Raw genomic sequence first — 20,701 nt, forward strand, 5'->3', positions numbered from 1 at the left:
GACTTAGATACACCATGGATATGTTGTTTGACCCTTACGCCGACGGACCCTTCCAAGCTGCCTCCAAGGCGGCGGCAGGCACTAAATCGCGCTCCGGGTCCGGCCTGGCGGGCCTGGATTCCGGACCGGATTCCGCCCCGCACGGCGGAAGCCCGCACGGCGGCAGCGCACACGGCGACGGCCCTGACAGCGGCTGGGACCGCCCGCAGCTTCCGAACGCCGGCGAACTCCTCGAGGGGCTGAACCCCCAGCAGGAAGAAGCGGTCAAGCACGCCGGCAGTGCCCTGCTGATTGTCGCCGGCGCCGGGTCGGGCAAGACCCGCGTGCTCAGCAACCGGATCGCCTACCTGATCGCCACGAGGCGGGCGCACCACGGCGAGATCCTGGCCATCACCTTCACCAACAAGGCCGCGGCCGAAATGCGGGAACGGATCGAGGCGCTGGTCGGCGGCCGGGCCAAGACCATGTGGATCTCCACCTTCCACTCCTCCTGCGTCCGGATCCTGCGCCGCGAGGCCAAGAACGTCGGGCTCAACTCCAACTTCTCGATCTACGACTCCGCCGACTCGCTGCGCCTGATCACCCTGGTCGCCAAGAACCTGGACCTTGACCCCAAGCGCTTCGCGCCCAAGGCCATCCAGCACAAGATCTCCGCGCTCAAGAACGAGCTGATCGACGCCGACAGCTACTCTTCCAGCGCAAACTACAACGATCCCTTCGAGCAGGCCGTCGCCGAGGTCTTCAAGGGCTACACCCAGCGCCTGCGCCAGGCCAACGCCATGGACTTCGATGACCTCATCGCCGAGACCGTCTACATGTTCCGGGCCTTCCCGGCGCTCGCCGACTCCTACCGGCGCCGCTTCCGGCACGTCCTCGTGGACGAATACCAGGACACCAACCACGCCCAGTACGCCCTGGTGCGCGAGATCGTCGGCGAGGGCCCCGACGCCGCCGAGCTCACCGTCGTCGGCGATTCAGACCAGTCCATCTACGCCTTCCGCGGCGCGGACATCCGCAACATCGTGGAGTTCGAGAAGGACTACCCGGACGCCCGCACCATCAAGCTCGAGCAGAACTACCGCTCCACCCAGACCATCCTCAGCGCCGCCAACTCGGTGATCTCCCGCAACCCCAACCGGCCGGAGAAACGGCTCTGGACGGCCGAGGGCGACGGTGAGAAGATCGTCGGCTACGTCGGCGAGAACGAACACGACGAGGCCCAGTTCATCGCCAAGGAAATTGACCGGCTCCAGGACGAGGGCAACCTGCGCCCCGGCGACGTGGCCATTTTCTACCGCACCAACGCCCAGTCCCGCTCGATCGAGGACGTCCTGGTCCGCGTGGGCCTGCCCTACAAGGTGGTCGGCGGCACCCGCTTCTACGAGCGCAAGGAGATCAAGGACGCCCTCGCCTACCTGCGCGTCCTGGTCAACCCGGACGACGACGTCAACCTCCGCCGCATCCTCAACGAACCCAAGCGCGGGATCGGTGACCGAGCCGAGGGTGCCGTCGCCGCCCTGGCGGAGCGTGAGCGCACCTCCTTCATGGCCGCCGCGCGGCGCGCCGATGAAGCCCCGGGCATGGCGACGCGTTCGGTCAACGCCGTGCTGGGCTTCGTGAAACTCCTCGACGACCTCGCCGAGGTCGCTTCCGGCTCCGGCGCGGCCGCGGCCCTCGAAGCCGTGCTCGAACAAACCGGCTACCTTGCCGGGCTGCGTTCCAGCACTGATCCGCAGGACGAGTCCAGGGTGGAGAACCTCGCCGAACTGGTCGCCGTCGTCCGGGAATACGAAAGGGACAATCCCGAAGGCTCGCTCGGAGCCTTCCTGGAGCAGGTCTCCCTCGTGGCCGACGCCGACCAGATCCCGGACGCCCCCGGCGGTGACGCCGAAAACCTGGCGGCCGCCGTCGCCGAAGCCAAGCGGCTCGGCGTCGTGACCCTGATGACGCTGCACACCGCGAAGGGCCTGGAGTTCCCGGTGGTGTTCCTTACCGGCATGGAGCACGGGCTGTTCCCGCACCAGCGCTCCGCCACCGATCCCAAGGAACTGGCCGAGGAACGCCGGCTGGCCTACGTGGGGCTGACCCGTGCCCGCAAGCGTCTCTACCTGACCAGGTCCGAGGTCCGCAGCATGTGGGGCCAGAGCCAGTACAACCCCGCGAGCCAGTTCATCGAGGAGATCCCGGCCGAGCTCGTCGAATGGAAGCGCGAAGGCGCCAGCCGCCAGAGCGGTGGCTGGGGGAGCGGTGCCGGGATCGGGTCCAGCCGCTACGGCGGATCGTTCTGGGGTGCCGGGACAGCCCGCGGCGCCGCGGCCAGCCCGTCCGCCGGCTTCAACGCCGACGTTCCCGCCGCGGTGGCCAAGAACAGGGTCCAGCCGCAGAAGGAAGTCGTCGCCGTCAGCGTGGGGGACAAGGTCAACCACACCAGCTTCGGCAACGGCACCGTCCTGGCGGTGGAGGGCGCCGGGGACAAGACGGTCGCCAAGGTCAAGTTCGACGTCGGCGAGAAGCGGCTGCTGCTGCGCTACGCGCCGCTGACCAAGCTGGACGCCTAACTGACCGCGTAGCTGGACGTTTGGCTGAAGACCCGGCGGGAGTCCGGAGACCGGTCCGCCGGCACCCCGTGCAGCCGGGTGCACGGGCGTTCGCCGTACATTACGAACGCGGGTCTGGCAGGGCCTCGCCGGCCTTCGGGGCGCCGTCGGACACCCCAAAAACCCCGTAATCTAGCGGTTTTTCTACGCTCCATAGAATAGTGTCCTTACTCACATAACCGGTACTCTGGAGCGGGCTGGTCCGATCGAAGGACTAGAGTTCCCAAAGGAGCATTGCGCCGTGTGGCTCGTTTCCAAGCTTGTCGCAGGGTGCGTTTATTCCGCAGCCCGGTAACCGCGAGTACGTGGGGTCCGGCTGTACAGAAACTACTTCGACGTAGAAGGACACTAAACCGTGGACCTGTTTGAATATCAGGCGCGCGATATGTTCGAGGCGCACGGTGTACCCGTGCTTGCTGGCATCGTGGCGCACACCCCTGAAGAAGCAAAGGCAGCTGCCGAGAAAATCGGCGGCGTAACTGTCGTAAAGGCGCAGGTCAAGGCCGGAGGCCGCGGCAAGGCCGGCGGCGTCAAGGTCGCGAAGACCGCTGACGAAGCGTTTGAACACTCCACCAACATCCTCGGGATGGACATCAAGGGCCACACCGTGCACCGGGTGATGATCGCCCAGGGTGCAGACATCGCCGAGGAATACTACTTCTCCGTCCTTCTGGACCGGGCCAACCGCAACTACCTGGCCATGTGCTCGGTTGAAGGCGGCATGGAAATCGAGCAGCTCGCCGTTGAGCGCCCCGAGGCCCTGGCCAAGATCTCGATTGACCCGGCCGTGGGCATCGACCAGGCCAAGGCCGACGAAATCGTCGCCGCGGCAGGCTTCGCCGAGGAACTGCGTGGCAAGGTCGCCAGCGTAATCCTGAAGCTCTGGGACGTTTTCAAGAAGGAAGACGCCACTCTTGTGGAGGTCAACCCGCTGGTCCTGACCGGCGCCGGCGACATCGTTGCCCTTGACGGCAAGGTCTCCCTCGACGAGAACGCCGACTTCCGCCACCCCAAGCACGCCCACCTTGAAGACAAGGACGCTGCTGACCCGCTCGAGGCCAAGGCCAAGGCGCAGGACCTCAACTACGTCAAGCTGGACGGCGAAGTCGGCATCATCGGTAACGGTGCCGGCCTGGTCATGTCCACCCTCGACGTCGTTGCTTACGCCGGCGAGAACCACGGCAACGTCAAGCCCGCGAACTTCCTGGACATCGGCGGTGGAGCTTCCGCCGAGGTCATGGCAGCAGGCCTCGACGTCATCCTGGGCGACCCGCAGGTCAAGTCCGTCTTCGTCAACGTCTTCGGCGGCATCACCGCCTGTGACGCCGTCGCCAAGGGCATCGTCGGTGCACTGGCCGAGCTGGGCCACTCCGCGAACAAGCCGCTGGTAGTCCGCCTCGACGGCAACAACGTTGAGGAAGGCCGCCGCATCCTGGCCGAGGCCAACCACCCGCTGGTTACCCTGGCCGCCACCATGGACGAGGGCGCCGACAAGGCTGCCGAGCTCGCCAACGCAGCGAAGTAGAGGGACTCGACTATGTCTATTTATTTGAACAAGGACTCCAAGGTCATCGTCCAGGGCATCACCGGCGGCGAAGGCACCAAGCACACCGCCCTGATGCTCAAGGCCGGCACCAACGTTGTGGGCGGCGTCAACGCCCGCAAGGCCGGCACCACGGTCCTGCACGGCGACGCCGAGATCACCGTCTTCGGCACCGTCAAGGAAGCCATGGCCGAGACCGGCGCTGACGTTTCCATCGTCTTCGTGCCGCCGGCCTTCACCAAGGACGCCGTCGTTGAAGCCATCGAGGCCGGCATCGGCCTCGTCGTCGTCATCACCGAAGGCGTGCCGGTCCAGGACTCCGCCGAGTTCTGGGCACTGGCCCAGTCCAAGGTGGACGCTAACGGCAAGCAGGTCACCCGCATCATCGGACCGAACTGCCCCGGCATCATCACCCCGGGTGAGGCCCTCGTCGGCATCACCCCGGCCAACATCACGGGCAAGGGCCCCATCGGCCTCGTCTCCAAGTCGGGCACCCTGACTTACCAGATGATGTACGAGCTGCGCGACCTCGGCTTCTCCACCGCCATCGGCATCGGCGGCGACCCGGTCATCGGCACCACCCACATCGATGCCCTCGAAGCCTTCGAGGCTGACCCGGAGACCAAGGCGATCGTCATGATCGGCGAAATCGGTGGCGACGCCGAAGAGCGTGCCGCCGACTACATCAAGGCCCACGTCACGAAGCCGGTTGTTGGCTACGTGGCCGGCTTCACCGCTCCGGAAGGCAAGACCATGGGCCACGCAGGCGCCATCGTCTCGGGCTCCGCGGGCACCGCCCAGGCCAAGAAGGAAGCCCTCGAGGCTGCCGGCGTCAAGGTCGGCAAGACGCCGTCCGAGACCGCCAAGCTCCTGCGCGAGGTCTTCGCGACCCTCTAGGTCCGAAGCACCACGGCAAATAAGCACCACTGCAATACAGCAACGCGGGGTCACTCACGGCCCATTCCACTCGGTGGGATGGGCGCGGAGTGACCCCGCGTTGTTTCTTTAAGTACGACGGCGGCAGGCCACCTTCCCCGGGAGGTGACCTGCCGCCGTCGTACTCTTTAAGACCCCGAGGTCCTAGACCTTGGCCCCGCTGAGGACTTCCTCGAGCTGTTCGTAGGCTTCGGTCATGCCGCCCTCCATTCCGGACTGCGCCATGCCGTCGCGGGCCTCCATGCTGGGGTAGACCGCGTGGCCGCGGAGCCGCGAACGGCCGCCGCCCAGGTCCTCGAAGGTCAGGGACTCAATGCTCACCACGTCCGGGTAGCCATCGAATTCGAAGGTCTGGATGGCGAATTCATTCTCGCGGACAGTGTGGAAGACACCGGTGAAAGCATAGGCGCTGCCGTCCGGCGCGGTGTGGGTGTAGCGGTAGCTGCCGCCGGTCCTGAAGTCGTAGTGGTCAACAGCCATAGTCAGCCGCCGCGGGCCAAGCCATTGGGCGACGAGCTCGGGATCCTTATGCGCCCGGAACACCTCGGACACCGGAAAATCGAATTCACGCTCGAAATCGATGAACGGCAGACCCTCGGGGACGGTCAATTTCAGTGCGTTGCTCATGATGCATCCTTTGCCTGTGTGCCGCTCTGGGCGGCGCGGATTTCAAGCACGGCGTCAAGGCTGCGGAACTGCCCCTCGCGGACCAGCCGGTACTGGTCGATCCAGGCGGTGAGCGCTTCCAGCCGTGCAGGGTTCAGGTGCACGGGCCGGCGCTGGGCGTCACGGGTGCGCGTGACAAGTTGCGCCTGCTCGAGGACCTGGATGTGTTTCGAGACCGCCTGCTTGGTGATCGCGAAGGGCTCCGCCAGTTCATTGACGGTGGCCGGGCCCCGGCTGAGCCGGGCAATGATGCGGCGGCGGACCGGATCGGCGAGGGCCAGGAAGGCCGCGTTGAGCTCGCTGTCATCGCGTGCATCCATCCGGTGTCCCACCTCCGCGTCCCGACATCTCCGCACCCCAAAGTCTCCGAGACCTCAGGATCTCTACCCAATCTGCGTGGTGATCAACTAATTCATTGATCAACCTCTACATTGATAACGCTATGCCGGGCCGATAGTCCGCGCAATACCCCAACGCGGGGTCACTTAGCGCCCATACCGCACCCGAGGATGGGCGCTAAGTGACCCCGCGTTGCTGTGTGCGGTCACGGAATCCTTGCGCAGCTCCAAACTACTTTGTTAGTATGTCAGGACAAACTAACGAAGGAGATGCGAGTGCCTCTCGTACGAATTGACGTCAACCAGGGCCGCGGCGCGGAGCAGCTCCGCGGGCTCAGCCGGGGCATCCACAATGCGATCGTGGCCGAATTTGGCATTCCGGAGCGGGACTACTTCCACGTGCTGACCGAGCATCCCGAGGGGCAAATTGTCGCCCAGGATGCCGGGCTCGGCTTCGAGCGGACGCCGGACGTGGTGATGATCCAGATCTTCACCCAGGCCGGGCGAAGCCAGTCCGCCAAGCAGTCCTTGTTTGCCGCCATTGCGGACAGGCTGGCCGCCGCGGGGGTCGCCGGCGAGGACGTTTTCATCGGATATGTCGAGAACACCGCGGGGGACTGGTCGTTCGGTTTCGGGCAGGCCCAGTACGTCACCGGCGAACTCGGCGTTCCCGCCAGGTAAACACCCGGGTATTTCCGGCGCCTGCCCCGCCGCCGCGGCGCCGCGCGGGGCGTCATTTGAAGTCCCTGTGTCATGTTGTAAATATGTCAGTACAAACCTTTGACAGTACATGGATTCTAAGGCAAAGTAGTGGTTGTGGCCCGGCTCACGCCAGGCCCCAAAGCACCGAATAAGCACCGCAGAAACGCCGAAGCTCAGGCTGCGCAAAGGTATCGAGTCCACACCAGAAAGGTCCACGATCACCGTGACCCACGAACTGCTCACGATCGGGCGCATCAGTGTTGATATCTACCCGAACGACATCGGGGTGGATCTGGAGGATGTCACGTCCTTCGGAAAGTACCTTGGCGGATCCCCATCCAACGTAGCGGTCGCCGCTGCCCGCCATGGCCGCCGCACCGCCGTCATCACCCGCACCGGCGACGACGCCTTCGGCAAGTACCTGCACCGCGAACTGCGCAAATTCAACGTGGACGACTCCTTCGTCACGGCGGTCAAGGAATGGCCCACCGCCGTCACGTTCTGCGCCATCAAGCCGCCGGAGGACTTCCCGCTCTACTTCTATGGACGCTTCCCCACGGCACCAGACCTGCAGATCAAGGCCGAGGAACTGGACCTGGACGCCATCAGGGACGCCGGGATCTTCTGGTCCACCGTCACCGGACTCTGCCAGGAGCCCAGCCGCACCGCCCAGCTCACGGCCCACGAGGCACGGCCCCGCACCGGGCTCAAGGAAGGCCAGTTCACCATCCTGGACCTCGACTACCGGCCGATGTTCTGGGCCTCCGAGGAGGAAGCCCGGGAACAGGTCGCCAGGATCCTGCCGCACGTCACCGTCGCGATCGGCAACGACAAGGAATGCGCCGTCGCCGTCGGGGAGGGCACCCCGGACGAACAGGCGGACCGGCTGCTCGCGGCCGGCGTCGAAATCGCCGTCGTGAAGCTGGGCCCTGAAGGGGTCATGGCCAAGACCCGCACCGAGCGTGTGGTCTCCGCCCCGGTGCCCGTGGAAACCGTCAACGGCCTCGGTGCCGGCGACTCCTTCGGCGGGGCCTTCTGCCACGGCCTGCTCTCCGGCTGGCCCCTGGCCCAGGTCCTCGATTTCGCCAACGCCGCCGGCGCCCTCGTCGCCTCCCGCCTGTCCTGCGCCGACGCGATGCCGACGCCGGACGAAGTCACCGGCCTGCTCGCCGAACGCGGCCGGCTGCTGCCGGGTACCTACGCCACCGAAGGAGCAGCACTGTGAGTGCAAACCCAGCCGTCGCCACCCGTGGGGTGAACGATGATCCCCGCCGCTACGAGCACCTGAGCATTATCCGGCTCGAAGACCCGGAAGCGATTGCCCGCGCCGCCAAGGCACGGCGCCGCCACCCCGGTGTCAGGGCCCACCGGCAGAACTTCATTGTCGCCGCCGACCACCCGGCCCGCGGCGCGCTCGCCGTCGGAAACGATCCGGTGGCCATGGCCGACCGCCGCCAGCTCCTGGACCGCCTGCAGATCGCCCTGGCCAACCCGGACGTGGACGGTGTCCTCGCCTCGCCGGACATCATGGACGATCTGCTCCTGCTCGGCGCGCTCGAGGGCAAGCTGCTCTTCGGCTCGATGAACCGTGGCGGACTGTCCGGCCTGGTGAACGAATTCGATGACCGCTTTACCGGCCACACCGCGGCCGCGCTCGAGGCCCTGGGCGCCGACGGCGGCAAGATGCTGACCCGCATCTGCCTCGGCGACCCGGACACTGTCGCCACCCTCGAAGCGACCGCGAGGGCCATCGACTCCCTCGCCGAACGCAGGCTGATCGCCATGGTGGAACCGTTCCTCTCCGTCCGCGAAAACGGGAAGGTCCGCAACGACCTCTCCACCAATGCCGTCATCAAGTCAGTCGCCATCGCCGAAGGCCTTGGCGCGAGCAGCGCCTACACCTGGATGAAGCTCCCCGTGGTGGCCGAGATGGAACGCGTCATGGCCTCCACCACGATGCCCACCGTGCTCCTTGGCGGAGACCCGGACGCTGGCCAGGACGAGGTGTTCGCCAGCTGGCAGACTGCCCTCGCATTGCCCGGCGTTCAGGGCCTCACCGTCGGCCGGACCCTGCTCTACCCGCAGGACGGCGACGTCGCCGGCGCCGTGGCAACCGCGGCCTCGCTGCTGCACCACACCGAATCCACCCGCACCAAAGAAGTATCGGAGTAGCTTCCCATGGGAATGAGCACGGCATCAGGAACACGCAGAATGACGGTCGCGCAGGCCGTCGTTGAATACCTGTCCAAGCAGTACACCGTCGATTCGGTCGGCGGCCAGGACTTCCGGGAACGCCTGATTCCGGGCACGTTCGGCATCTTCGGACACGGCAATGTCGCCGGCGTCGGCCAGGCCCTCAAGCAGTACCAGCAGCTCGATCCGGCGATCATGCCGTACTACCAGGGCCGCAACGAACAGGCCCAGTCCCACCAGGCGGTCGGCTTCGCCCGCCACACCCGCCGCCGCCAGACCTTCGCGATCAGCACCTCGATCGGTCCGGGCTCCTCGAACCTGCTCACCGGCGCGGCGCTGGCCACCACCAACCGGCTGCCGGTCCTGCTGCTGCCGAGTGACACGTTCGCGACCCGCGCCGCCGACCCCGTGCTGCAACAGCTCGAACAGCCCTACGCCTACGACATCACCGTCAATGACGCATTCCGGCCGCTGTCGAAGTTCTTTGACCGCGTCTCCCGGCCAGAGCAGCTGTTTTCCGCGTTCCACCACGGACTCCGTGTCCTCACCGACCCGGCCGAGACCGGCGCCGTCACCATCTCGCTGCCCCAGGACGTCCAGGCCGAGGCCTTCGACGTGCCCGAGGAATTCCTGGCCGAACGCGAATGGCGGATCCGCCGCCCGGACGCCGACGACGAGGACATCCGCCGCGCCGCCGAGGCGATCCGCGCCGCCAAGCGCCCGCTGATCATCGCCGGCGGCGGCGTGCTCTACGCCTACGCCAACGAGGAACTCGCGAAGTTCGCCGAGCTGACCGGCATCCCGGTCGGCAACACCCAGGCCGGCGTCGGCGTGCTGCCCTGGGACCACAAGTTCTCCCTCGGGGCCATCGGCTCCACCGGCACGACGGCGGCCAACGCCATCGCCGCCGAGGCCGACCTCATCATTGGGATCGGTACCCGCTACGAGGACTTCACCACCGCCTCCCGGACCGCGTTCCAGAACCCGGACGTGAAATTCCTCAACATCAACGTCGCCGCCCTCGACGCCTACAAGCACGGCACCTCACTGCCGATCGTGGCCGACGCCCGCAAGACCCTGGTCAAGCTGACCCAGGCCCTCGGCGGCTACCGCATCGGCGCGGACCTCGAGCAGCGGATCGCGGCCGAGAAGAAGCGCTGGGACGCCACCGTGGACGAGGCATTCGACACGCGGTTCACGCCGCTGCCGGCGCAGAACGAGATCATCGGCGCCACGAACCGCGCGATGGACGCCCAGGACGTCGTCATCTGCGCCGCCGGCTCACTCCCCGGTGACCTGCACAAGATGTGGCGCGTCCGGGACCCGTTCGGCTACCACGTCGAATACGCCTACTCCTGCATGGGCTACGAGATCCCGGGCGGCCTTGGGGTCAAGCGCGCCACCCTGGCCGAAGCCGCCAAGGGCGGCACGCAGCGCGACGTCGTCGTCATGGTGGGGGACGGCTCCTATCTGATGATGCACACCGAACTCGTCACCGCCGTCGCCGAGCGGATCAAGCTGATCGTGGTCCTGATCCAGAACCACGGCTACGCCTCGATCGGTTCGCTTTCCGAGTCCCTCGGCTCCCAGCGCTTCGGCACCCAGTACCGGGCGCTGGATGAGGAACACCACAGCTTCGACGACGGCGACCGGCTCCCGGTCGACCTGGCCCTGAACGCCGAAAGCCTCGGCGTGAAGGTGATCCGGATCGAACCGGGGGAGAAGGTCATCGCCGAGCTCGAGCAGGCCATCCGGGACGCCAAAGCAGCCCCCGAACGCGGCGGCCCGATCGTCATCCACGTTGAATCCGACCCGCTGCTGGATGCCCCCAGCTCCGAGTCATGGTGGGACGTTCCGGTCTCCCAGGTCTCCGAGCTCGACTCCACGAAGCAGGCCTTCCAGACCTACACCGACCACAAGGCCCGCCAGCGCAAGCTGCTCGGCTGACCCTCTTCATCACCACGAACAGCCACAGACCAAGGAAGTCCACCACTATGTCAACGACGACCGTCACCACCATCAGCCACTTCATCAACGGCGCCGAAACCGCCGGTGAGGGCACCCGCACCCAGCCCGTCTACAACCCGGCCACCGGCGCCGTCTCCGCGGAGCTGCGGCTGGCCAACCGGGAAGACCTGGACACCACCGTCGCCGCCGCCCGCGCTGCCGCCGATTCCTGGGGCGACATCTCCCTGGCCAAGCGCACCGCGGTGCTGTTCAAGTTCCGCGAACTCGTCGCCTCCCACGTGGACGAGCTCGCCGAACTGATCACCGCCGAACACGGCAAGGTCCTCTCCGACGCCAAGGGCGAGATCGGCCGCGGACTCGAGGTCATCGAGTTCGCCTGCGGCATCCCGCAGCTGCTCAAGGGCGACTACTCGGACCAGGTCTCCACCGGCATCGACGTCTTCTCCTTCCGCGAACCGCTCGGCGTCGTCGCCGGCATCACCCCGTTCAACTTCCCGGTCATGGTCCCGCTGTGGATGGCCCCGATGGCGATCGCCACCGGCAACGCCTTCATCCTCAAGCCCTCCGAGCGCGACCCCTCCGCCTCGATGCTGCTCGCCAAGCTGTGGAAGCAGGCCGGGCTGCCCGACGGCGTCTTCCAGGTCCTGCACGGCGACAAGGAAACGGTCGACGGCCTCCTGACCCACCCGGACGTGGACGGCATCTCCTTCGTCGGTTCCACCCCGATCGCGAAGTACGTCCACGAGACCGCCACCGCCCACGGCAAGCGCGTCCAGGCCCTGGGCGGGGCGAAGAACCACGCGATCATCCTGCCCGACGCCGACCTCGACAACGCTGCCGACCACCTGGCCGCCGCCGCCTTCGGCTCCGCCGGGGAACGTTGCATGGCCATCTCGGTCGCCGTCGCCGTCGGCGAAGCCGCCGACCTGCTGGTCAAGAAGGTCGAGGAGCGCGCCCTGGCCGTCAAGGTCAACAACGGCACCGTGCCCGACGCCGAAATGGGCCCGGTCATCACGCCGGCGTCCAAGGAACGCATCGTGAAGATCGTCACCGAAGCCGAAACCGCCGGCGCCGCGATGGTGGTGGACGGCCGCGACCTCGTGGTCCCCGGCCACGAAGACGGGTTCTGGGTCGGCCCGACCGTCCTGGACCACGTCACGGCCGGGATGACCGCCTACACCGAGGAAATCTTCGGCCCCGTCCTGGTCGTGGTCCGGGTGGAGGACCTCGACGCCGGCATCGCCCTGATCAACTCCAACCCCTACGGCAACGGCACCGCGATCTTCACCTCTTCCGGCGCCGCGGCCCGGAAGTTCCAGCGCTCCGTCACCGTGGGCATGATCGGCATCAACGTGCCGCTGCCCGTGCCGGTGGCGTACCACTCCTTCGGCGGCTGGAAGGCCTCGCTGTTCGGCGACAAGCACATCTACGGCCCCGAAGGCGTCTCCTTCTACACCCGCGGCAAGGTGGTCACCTCGCGCTGGCCCGAACCCACGCACGCCTCCGGCGCCTCCTACAACTTCCCGTCCAACTGACGCCTCGACTAACCACGATCGACTGCTCCGCAACCGCCGTTTTGAGCGTCCAAAACGGCACCTGCGGAGCACTCGATGAGAAGGAATGGAAATGACAGAGAACAAGCTGATCATCGGCACCGCGCCGGACTCCTGGGGCGTCTGGTTCCCGGATGACCCCCAGCAGACCCCGTGGGAACGCTTCCTCGACGAGGTCGCCGAATCCGGCTACAAGTGGATCGAACTTGGCCCCTATGGCTACCTCCCCACCGATCCGGCCCGTCTCGCCGAAGAGCTCAAGCAGCGCGACCTCAAGATCTCAGCCGGCACCGTGTTCACCGCATTCCACCGCGGGGCCCACCAGTACGACGAAGCCTGGGAGCCGGCCCGCAAGGTCGCCGAACTCACGGCAGCCATGGGAGGCGAACACATCGTGGTCATTCCCGCGATGTGGCGCGACGACGTCACCGGCGAGGCCGTCGAGAGCGGCACGCTCACCGAGAAGGCGTGGAGCGACCTGTTCTCCGGCCACAACCGCATGGGCAAGACCCTCTTGGAGGATTTCGGCCTGAAGCAGCAGTTCCACTCGCACGCCGACTCCCACGTCGGCGCGCAGGAGGACATCGAAACCCTGCTCGCGGCCACGGACCCGAAGTACCTCAACCTCTGCCTGGATACCGGCCACGCCGAATACTGCGGGGCCTCCAGCCTCGACCTGATCAAGAACTATCCGGACCGGATCGGCTACCTGCACCTCAAGCAGATCAACCCGGACATCCTCAAAAAGGTCAACGAGGAAAACATGACGTGGGCCGCCGCCAACCTGGCCGGCGTGATGACCGAGCCGCCGAACGGGCTGCCGGACCTGCGCGCCGTCATCGAAGCCGTGGAGGCGCTCAACCGGCCGATCTTTGGCATTGTGGAACAGGACATGTATCCCGTGGCCTTCGACGTCCCGATGCCGATCGCCAAGCGCACCCGGAACTACCTGCTCTCCTGCGGCTCCCGCACCGCCGTCAACTAGAACTGAGGACAAGATCATGACCAAGACCCTCCGCGTAGCTGTCATCGGCGCCGGCCGTATGGGCGCAGACCACATCCAGCGGCTCAACACCCGCATCCACGGCGCCGAAGTTGCCGCCGTCGTCGACGTCGACCTCGCCCGTGCCCAGGCCGCCATCGAAGGCATCCCCGGCGCCGTCGCCCTCGCCGACGCCGAGGAGGCCCTCAACAACGGCGACGTCAACGCCGTCCTGATCGCCACCCCCGGCTTCCTGCACGAGGACATCCTGCTCAAGGCGATCGCCAAGGACATCCCGATCCTCTGCGAGAAGCCGCTCACCCCGGATGCCGAATCCTCCTGGAAGATTGTCGAAGCCGAGCAGGAGCTGGGCCACAAGCGCATCCAGGTCGGCTTCATGCGCCGCTTCGACGCCGAATACGCCGCCCTCGGCAAAATCATCCGCGACTCCGAACTCGGTGAGCTGCTCATGCTGCACCACCAGCACCGGAACCCCACCACCCCGGCGGGCTTCACCAACGAGATGCTGATCAACGACTCCGTGGTCCACGAATTCGACGCCATCCGCTACTTCACCGGCGAGGAAATCACCTCGGTCCAGGTCCGCCTCGGCAAGGCCACACGGAACGCCCCGGCCGGGCAACACGACCCGCAGCACGTCCTGATCGAGACCGAGTCCGGTGTCCTGGCCGACGTCGAGATCTACGTCAACGCGAAGTTCGGCTACGAGGTGGCCACCCAGGCCTCCTTCGAAGACGGCATCGTCAGCATCGGCGGCGACAAAGGCCCGTACACCCGCAGCAACGGCCGCTGGGGCGGCCACGTCACCCCCGGCTTCGAGGAACGCTTCGGGGCGGCGTACGACGTCGAAATCCAGTCCTGGGTGGACGCCGCCCTGCGCGATGAGATCGGCGGCCCCACCGCCTGGGACGGCTACGCCACGGCCGCCTGCTGCGAGGCCGGCGTCGAGGCGCAGAAGAACGGCGAAAAGGTCGCCGTGAAGCTCAACGCCAAGCCCGCCCTGTACCGCTAAAACCCCGCCGGCCGGCGCCTTCTACTGCAAAGAACGCGCCGGCCGGCCGCACGCCCGCCAGATCCACAATGGAGTGTTCACCGTGAAAATCGCCCTAGATCCCACGCCGTTCCACCACAGCCACGGACTCCTCGAGTTCCCGCGCGTGGTGGCCGACCTCGGCTACAAGTACATGCAGATGACTCCGCACGCCGATTTCATCCCCTTCTTCAACCACCCGAAGGCCGACGACGAGCTCGTGGGCAAGCTGAAGGCGGCCTGCAAGGACGCGGGAATCGAAATCGCGTCGGTGCTGCCCGTGCTGCGCTGGTCCGGCCCGGACGAGGACGCACGCGAGGCGGCCGTCCGCTACTGGAAACGCGCCATCCAGATCACCGTGGACCTGGGCGTTGGCACCATGAACACCGAATTCAGCGGCCGGCCGGAGAAGGCCGAAGAATCCGAGCGGGCCTTCTACCGCTCCATGGAGGAGCTGCTCCCCATCATCGAGCGGGAGGGGATCGACCTGCTGATCGATCCGCACCCGGACGACTTCGTCGAGGAGGGCCTGGCCGCGATCCGCGTGATCCGCGGGCTGAACTCGAAGAATGTTGGCCTGGTCTACGTGGCCTCGCACAGCTTCCACATGAAGAACGCACCGCTGGAGATCATGCGGGCCGCGGGCGACAAGCTGCGCCTGGTCCACGTGGCCGACACGATGGACCACCACGCCTCACACGGCCTGCGCTACATCACCAACCCGCCCGGCAACCCCGTCCGCGTGCACCAGCACCTGAAAATCGGCGACGGCGACGTCAACTGGGACGAGTTCTTCGGCGGCCTGCAGGAGATCGGCTTCCTGGACCGTGAAGATACGGTGATGGTCTCCAGCGTCTTCGCCGAGGACGACAACGCCGCGGACGTCTCCCGGTACCAGCTGGAGACCATGAAACAGCGCGTCGCGAAGGCGAGCCTATGACGGCGCCCGTCGCCGAGGTGACACGGCCCGTCAACCACAAACGGGCCCTCCGGACCGCGACGATCGTCTCCACTTTCGGCGGACTGCTCTTCGGCTACGACACCGGCGTGATCAACGGCGCTTTGCCGTACATGCAGGTGGACCTGGGCCTCACGCCACTGACCGAAGGGCTCGTGACCTCCTCGCTGCTGTTCGGGGCGGCCTTTGGCGCCCTCTTCGGCGGGCGCCTGGCGGACCGCCACGGCCGGCGCAAAATGATCATGGTGCTGGCCGTGGTGTTCCTCGCCGGCACCCTTGCGTGTACCTTCGCGCCGAACACGGAGGTAATGATCCTGGCACGCCTGATCCTCGGCCTGGCCGTGGGCGGGGCCTCGGTGACGGTGCCGGTGTACCTGGCCGAGGTCTCACCGAGTGCCCGGCGCGGACGAATTGTCACCCAAAACGAGCTGATGATCGTCACGGGCCAGCTGCTGGCCTTCATGTTCAACGCCTACCTCGGCAACAGCTTCGGCGAGGCCGGCGGGATCTGGCGCTGGATGCTGGTCATCGCAACCCTGCCGGCGATCGCGCTCTGGGTCGGCATGAACTTCATGCCCGAAAGCCCGCGCTGGCTGGCATCGATGGGCAGCTTCGGCGAAACCCTCAGTGTGCTGCAGCGGATCCGCTCCCAGTCCGAGGCCAGGGCTGAATTTGAAGAAGTCAAGGCCATGGCCGTGGAGGACTACAAGGCCAAGATGGGCTCCCGGAAGGACCTCAGTGTTCCGTGGCTCCGGCACATCTTCGTGGTGGGGATCGGGCTCGCGGTCATCCAGCAGATCACGGGCGTCAACTCGATCATGTACTACGGCACGCAGATCCTCGCCGAGTCCGGATTCGGCCGCGAAGCGGCCCTCACGGCCAACATCGCCAACGGGGTCATCTCCGTTCTCGCCACGTTTCTGGGCATCTGGCTGCTGGGCAAAGTGGGACGGCGGAGGATGCTCATCACTGGCCAGCTCGGCACCACGACGGCGCTGTTCCTGATCGGCGTCTTCTCTCTCATCCTCCCCGAGGGCCCCGCCCGGGGCTTCGTCATCCTGGCCCTGACCGTGACATTCCTGGCCTTCCAGCAAGGTGCAATCTCACCGGTCACCTGGCTGATGCTCTCAGAGATCTTCCCGCTGAAGATCCGCGGCCTGGGCATGGGCGCCTCGGCCTTCGTGCTGTGGATCGTGAACTTCCTGGTTGGCTTCGGCTTCCCGCAGCTCCTCGCCGCGATCGGACTGTCCAGCACCTTCTTCGTCTTCGCTGTGCTCGGCGTCGGGGCCATCGCCTTTGCCGCGAAGTACATTCCGGAGACCAAGGACAAGAGCCTGGAGGACCTGGAACACTTCTTCAAACAGGCGGCCGCCAGGGAACCGGTCACCGTCTAGCCGCAGTCAAGAAAGCCCTGCACGCACAAGCCCCGCCCGGGATTCGTCCCCGGCGGGGCTTTCTGCGTTCTTTCTGCGTACTTTCTGCGTACTCGCGCGAGGCGGTTGCCGCGCTAGGCCGCGGCGTGCAGCCGGGGGAGGGCGTCGACCAGCGGCGCCAGTTCGGGGACCTCCTGGGCCTCGGCCAGCGCCCGCTCCAGCGTGGCGTCGTGGACCGGCCGGCTCTGCTCGAGCAGGGCGATGCCGCTGGGGGTGAGCTCGGTGTAAATTCCGCGGCGGTCATCCGCACACAGGATCCGGGTCAGCAGCCCGCGGTCCTCGAGCCGGTTGACCAGGCGCGTGGTGGCACTCGCGCTCAACGCCGTGGCGCGGGCCAGCTGCTGCATCCGCATGTGCCAGCCGTCCTGCCGGCTCAGCGCGTCCAGCACGGTGTACTCCACGACCGAGAGCTGCGCCTCGGCCTGCAAGGACCGCTCCAGCTCGGCCTCGATCAGCCCGTGCAGGGCCGCCAGGGTCCGCCAGCCTTGCGCCCGGACCTCGACGGCGTCGTCCTTGATGCCCATCACGTGTTTCCCTTCAACTCGCGTGCCCGGCGGGGTGGTGACGGGCACATCAAATAATAGTTGCTTGCGCGCTGTATCTGCTTGTGCAAGAATAAATAACGCGTCTGCAACTACTAGCTTACGCGCCATACCCCATCCCGTACAGCTTTGTAAGGAGCACCTCCATGCCTGTTGGCCTGATAGCCCTCGCCCTCGGCGGGTTCGGCATCGGACTCACCGAGTTCGTCATCATGGGCCTGCTGCCGCAAGTGGCCGCAGACTTCCACGTCACCGAGGCGACCGCGGGCTGGCTCATCTCCGGCTACGCGCTCGCCGTCGTGGTCGGGGCGCTTGGCCTCACCGCGGCCGTGACGCGCTTCGAACGCAAGCCCGTGCTGGCGGTACTGATGGTGCTCTTCATCGCCGGCAACCTCGTCTCGGCGCTCGCGCCAGATTACTCGGTAATGATGATCGGCCGCATCATTGCCGCCCTCGCACATGGCGCGTTCTTCGGCATCGGCGCCGTCGTGGCCGCGAGCATGGTGGCGCCCACTAAGAAGGCGGGTGCGATCGCGATCATGTTCACCGGCCTGACGGCTGCGAATGTGCTCGGTGTCCCGTTCGGCACCATGCTGGGCCAGGCCGCGGGCTGGCGCTCCACGTTCTGGGCGATCACCGTGATCGGTGTCCTCGCCCTGGCCGGCATCCTCGCCCTGGTGCCCAGGACAGGTTCGGGAGATTCAGCCCCTGGTTCTGCCTCCGGCGGTCTGCGCGGCGAGCTCCGTGCCTTCCGGTCCGGACAGGTCTGGGTCTCCATCCTCGTCACCATCCTTGGGTACGGCGGCATGTTCGGCGCCTTCACCTACATCGCCTTCACCCTCACCGAGGTCACCGGCTTCTCCGCCACCACGGTCCCGTGGCTGCTGATCCTCTTTGGCGTCGGGCTCTTCATCGGCAACACCGTGGGCGGCAAGGCGGCCGACAAGAATGTGGACCGCACCCTGCTGGTAGTGCTCGCCATTCTGGTGGTGGTGCTCGTGGTTTTCGCCCTGACCGCCGGCAACCAGCCGTTGACCATCGCCTCCATGGTGTTGCTGGGCGGCTTCGGCTTCGCCACGGTTCCTGGGCTGCAGATGCGCGTCATGAAATACGCCAGCAGCGCTCCCACCCTGGCTTCCGGCGCCAACATCGGCGCATTCAACGTCGGCAATGCCCTGGGCGCCTGGCTGGGCGGCGTCACCATCACCGCCGGCCTCGGCTACACCTCGCCCATCTGGGCCGGCGCCGGGATCACCCTGTTGGGCCTGGCAGTGATGGCGTTCGCTGCGGCTCACGCAAAGAAGCACGACGCCGACCTGCCGGGAACCGGCGCATCAACCGTGCCCGCCGTTGCAGCGGCGGAAACCAGCACAGACCTTCCGGTCACCGAGGCTGCAACCGTTGCCCGCTGACCGCTCGAACAGAACAGACCGCCCGACCACAACAACAGGAGACACCGTGAACTCAATGCCCCATATCGTCCTCAACAACGGGGTGCAGATGCCGCAGCTGGGCTTCGGCGTCTTCCAGATTCCCGACGCCGAGACCACCGAGGCGGTAGCAGCGGCGCTCGCGGCCGGTTACCGGAGCATCGACACGGCCGCCATCTACGGAAACGAGACCGGAACTGGCCGCGCGATCGCGGAATCCGGGATCGCCCGGGAGGAGCTCTTCATCACGTCCAAGCTCTGGATCGACGACCTCGGCTACGAACCGGCCCTTGCCGCCTTCGACGCGAGCCTGGACAAGCTGGGTCTCGACTACCTGGATCTTTACCTGATCCACTGGCCCGCGCCGGCATCGGACCGGTACGCCGACTCCTGGTTGGCCCTTGAGAAACTCCTTGCCGACGGCCGGGTCAGGGCCATCGGCGTCTCCAATTTCGAGCCGGGACACCTGCAGCGGCTCATCGACCTGGGCGGAACGGTGCCGGCCGTCAACCAGGTGGAACTGCACCCGGCCCTTCAGCAGCACGCAGTGACGGTGTTCAACGCGGCGCAGGGCATTGCGACGGAGGCCTGGAGTCCGTTGGCCCAGGGTGCACTGCTGGCGGATCCGGCCATCACGGAGATCGCCGCGCGGCACGGCAGAACCCCGGCGCAGGTCATTCTGCGCTGGCACCTGCAGCAGGGGAGGATCGTCATCCCGAAGTCAGTGACGCCGGCCCGGATCCGGGAAAACCTGGAGGTGTTCGGCTTTGAGCTTTCCGCGGGCGAACTGGCGGCCGTGAATGCCCTTGAGCGGAACGGGCGCACCGGACCGCACCCGGCCACGTTCAATGGCTAGCTGTCAGCGCCTGAGCAGCCGAACGGCCTAGCGGCCGAATGGCAGCCGCGGGTCCAGGTCCTGGCCCTCCCAGGTCTGGCGGATCCAGCCGTGGTGCGGGTCATCGCTGATCAGCCAGTCGCGGACCGGGCCAGGGCCGGCCATGACGTTGAGGTAATACATGTCGTAGCCGGGGGCGGCCATGGCGGGTCCGTGCCAGCCGTAGGGCACCAGAACGACGTCGCCGGTCCGGACCTCGGCCGCAACGTCGATGGGCCGCTCGTCGGAGGCGTAGACGCGCTGGTAGCCAATGGCGTCGTCGGCGCCGGGCCGCGGCGGCGCCCCTGGCGTGACGCGGGTTTCGAAGTAGTAGATCTCCTCGAGGTTGGTCTCGCCGTCCTTTTCCTCGTCGTGCTTGTGCGGGGGATAGGAGGACCAGTTGCCGGCCGGGGTGAGGACCTCGCAGACAATGAAGCGGTCCGCCTCCAGCGCGGCGGGGGTGCCGAAGTTGTGGACCTGGCGGGAGCAGTTGCCCGCCCCGCGCAGTTCCACCGGCGTCTCGGCGGCCGTGATGAGGCGGGTCGGGTAGGAAGCTTTGGCCGGCGCGGTGGCCACGGCCACCCGTCCGCCCTCGGCCGAGGTGATGGTTACTGCCTTGCCGGCTCCGGTGTAGAGCACATCGCTGGGGCCGCTGAAGACGCTGTCCCGGCCGGGCAGGGGATAGTCCTGCCCGTCGACGGTCGCCACGAAAGAGCCGTTGAGCGGGATCACGATGCGTTCCTCCGCCGCCGCGTCCAGGCTGACGGTGCCGCCGGCAGCGAGCGTGGCAACCTTCAGCCCGGTATGCGCCCAGCCGTCCACCTCCAGTCCGGAATCGGACGTCCCGATGGAAATGTCCCACTTGCCTTCGGCTGCGGTGCCGAGCGGATAGACCCAGTTGGCCATGGAAGCTGCCCTTTCGTTGTCGCGCCGGA

18 protein-coding genes are annotated in these 20,701 nt (G+C 66.6%); 14 read left to right on the plus strand and 4 right to left on the minus strand.

Annotated elements, in window-relative coordinates:
* Positions 1–14: 14 nt before the first annotated feature.
* From pcrA to sucD, 3 genes are all read left to right on the plus strand, one after another.
* The gene (gene pcrA, locus AC1DN2_RS17135) at positions 15–2,558 is read left to right on the plus strand and encodes a DNA helicase PcrA (RefSeq protein WP_476851289.1); all 2,544 of its coding nucleotides are present in this window, start codon (positions 15–17) and stop codon (positions 2,556–2,558) included.
* Positions 2,559–2,952: 394 nt separating this feature from the next.
* The gene (sucC, locus tag AC1DN2_RS17140; RefSeq protein WP_018776032.1) at positions 2,953–4,122 is read left to right on the plus strand and encodes an ADP-forming succinate--CoA ligase subunit beta; all 1,170 of its coding nucleotides are present in this window, start codon (positions 2,953–2,955) and stop codon (positions 4,120–4,122) included.
* Between the two features lie 12 nt (positions 4,123–4,134).
* Positions 4,135–5,037 (plus strand): succinate--CoA ligase subunit alpha, encoded by a 903-nt coding sequence (gene sucD / locus AC1DN2_RS17145; RefSeq protein WP_028275595.1) that lies wholly within the window; start codon positions 4,135–4,137, stop codon positions 5,035–5,037.
* 183 nt (positions 5,038–5,220) lie between these two features.
* Here sucD and AC1DN2_RS17150 read toward each other — a convergent pair whose 3' ends face one another.
* Complete coding sequence (locus AC1DN2_RS17150; RefSeq protein WP_476851290.1) at positions 5,221–5,703, minus strand: SRPBCC family protein; 483 nt, start codon at positions 5,701–5,703, stop codon at positions 5,221–5,223.
* Entirely contained in the window at positions 5,700–6,062 is a 363-nt protein-coding gene (locus AC1DN2_RS17155; protein WP_476851291.1) for an ArsR/SmtB family transcription factor, read from the minus strand. Before AC1DN2_RS17155 ends, AC1DN2_RS17150 begins: the two co-directional genes overlap by 4 nt.
* Before the next feature lie 294 nt (positions 6,063–6,356).
* Here AC1DN2_RS17155 and AC1DN2_RS17160 point away from each other — a divergent pair, with 294 nt between their 5' ends.
* From AC1DN2_RS17160 to AC1DN2_RS17200, 9 genes are all read left to right on the plus strand, one after another.
* Positions 6,357–6,761 carry a tautomerase family protein gene (locus AC1DN2_RS17160; RefSeq protein WP_476851292.1) on the plus strand — a complete coding sequence of 135 codons (405 nt, stop codon included), beginning with the start codon at positions 6,357–6,359 and terminating at the stop codon, positions 6,759–6,761.
* A 244-nt stretch (positions 6,762–7,005) separates the two neighbouring features.
* Positions 7,006–8,007, plus strand: coding sequence for a 5-dehydro-2-deoxygluconokinase (gene iolC, locus AC1DN2_RS17165; protein ID WP_223914263.1), 1,002 nt, complete (start codon positions 7,006–7,008; stop codon positions 8,005–8,007).
* Positions 8,004–8,954, plus strand: coding sequence for a Cgl0159 family (beta/alpha)8-fold protein (locus AC1DN2_RS17170; protein ID WP_223914262.1), 951 nt, complete (start codon positions 8,004–8,006; stop codon positions 8,952–8,954). Before iolC ends, AC1DN2_RS17170 begins: the two co-directional genes overlap by 4 nt.
* Positions 8,955–8,993: 39 nt before the next feature.
* The gene (gene iolD / locus AC1DN2_RS17175; RefSeq protein ID WP_476851293.1) at positions 8,994–10,922 is read left to right on the plus strand and encodes a 3D-(3,5/4)-trihydroxycyclohexane-1,2-dione acylhydrolase (decyclizing); all 1,929 of its coding nucleotides are present in this window, start codon (positions 8,994–8,996) and stop codon (positions 10,920–10,922) included.
* Positions 10,923–10,969: 47 nt separating this feature from the next.
* Positions 10,970–12,478 (plus strand): CoA-acylating methylmalonate-semialdehyde dehydrogenase, encoded by a 1,509-nt coding sequence (locus AC1DN2_RS17180; RefSeq protein WP_476851294.1) that lies wholly within the window; start codon positions 10,970–10,972, stop codon positions 12,476–12,478.
* A 91-nt stretch (positions 12,479–12,569) separates the two neighbouring features.
* Positions 12,570–13,481, plus strand: coding sequence for a sugar phosphate isomerase/epimerase family protein (locus AC1DN2_RS17185; RefSeq protein WP_230010006.1), 912 nt, complete (start codon positions 12,570–12,572; stop codon positions 13,479–13,481).
* A 16-nt stretch (positions 13,482–13,497) separates the two neighbouring features.
* The gene (locus AC1DN2_RS17190; protein WP_230010003.1) at positions 13,498–14,511 is read left to right on the plus strand and encodes a Gfo/Idh/MocA family protein; all 1,014 of its coding nucleotides are present in this window, start codon (positions 13,498–13,500) and stop codon (positions 14,509–14,511) included.
* An 82-nt stretch (positions 14,512–14,593) separates the two neighbouring features.
* Entirely contained in the window at positions 14,594–15,469 is an 876-nt protein-coding gene (locus AC1DN2_RS17195) for a sugar phosphate isomerase/epimerase family protein (protein WP_476851295.1), read from the plus strand.
* Positions 15,466–16,881, plus strand: coding sequence for a sugar porter family MFS transporter (locus AC1DN2_RS17200; protein ID WP_476851296.1), 1,416 nt, complete (start codon positions 15,466–15,468; stop codon positions 16,879–16,881). Before AC1DN2_RS17195 ends, AC1DN2_RS17200 begins: the two co-directional genes overlap by 4 nt.
* A 113-nt stretch (positions 16,882–16,994) precedes the next feature.
* On the opposite strand, the gene AC1DN2_RS17205 is transcribed toward AC1DN2_RS17200, so the two are convergent.
* Positions 16,995–17,444 carry a MarR family winged helix-turn-helix transcriptional regulator gene (locus AC1DN2_RS17205; RefSeq protein ID WP_223915289.1) on the minus strand — a complete coding sequence of 150 codons (450 nt, stop codon included), beginning with the start codon at positions 17,442–17,444 and terminating at the stop codon, positions 16,995–16,997.
* A 164-nt stretch (positions 17,445–17,608) separates the two neighbouring features.
* Here AC1DN2_RS17205 and AC1DN2_RS17210 point away from each other — a divergent pair, with 164 nt between their 5' ends.
* Both AC1DN2_RS17210 and AC1DN2_RS17215 read left to right on the plus strand, forming a co-directional pair.
* The gene (locus AC1DN2_RS17210; RefSeq protein ID WP_476851297.1) at positions 17,609–18,874 is read left to right on the plus strand and encodes an MFS transporter; all 1,266 of its coding nucleotides are present in this window, start codon (positions 17,609–17,611) and stop codon (positions 18,872–18,874) included.
* A 55-nt stretch (positions 18,875–18,929) separates the two neighbouring features.
* The gene (locus tag AC1DN2_RS17215; protein WP_230007656.1) at positions 18,930–19,748 is read left to right on the plus strand and encodes an aldo/keto reductase; all 819 of its coding nucleotides are present in this window, start codon (positions 18,930–18,932) and stop codon (positions 19,746–19,748) included.
* Between the two features lie 27 nt (positions 19,749–19,775).
* Here the strand turns inward: AC1DN2_RS17215 and iolB are convergent, their stop codons facing one another.
* Complete coding sequence (iolB, locus tag AC1DN2_RS17220; protein WP_476851298.1) at positions 19,776–20,672, minus strand: 5-deoxy-glucuronate isomerase; 897 nt, start codon at positions 20,670–20,672, stop codon at positions 19,776–19,778.
* Positions 20,673–20,701 lie beyond the last annotated feature (29 nt).

The organism is Arthrobacter sp. 01L42, from assembly GCF_056400005.1.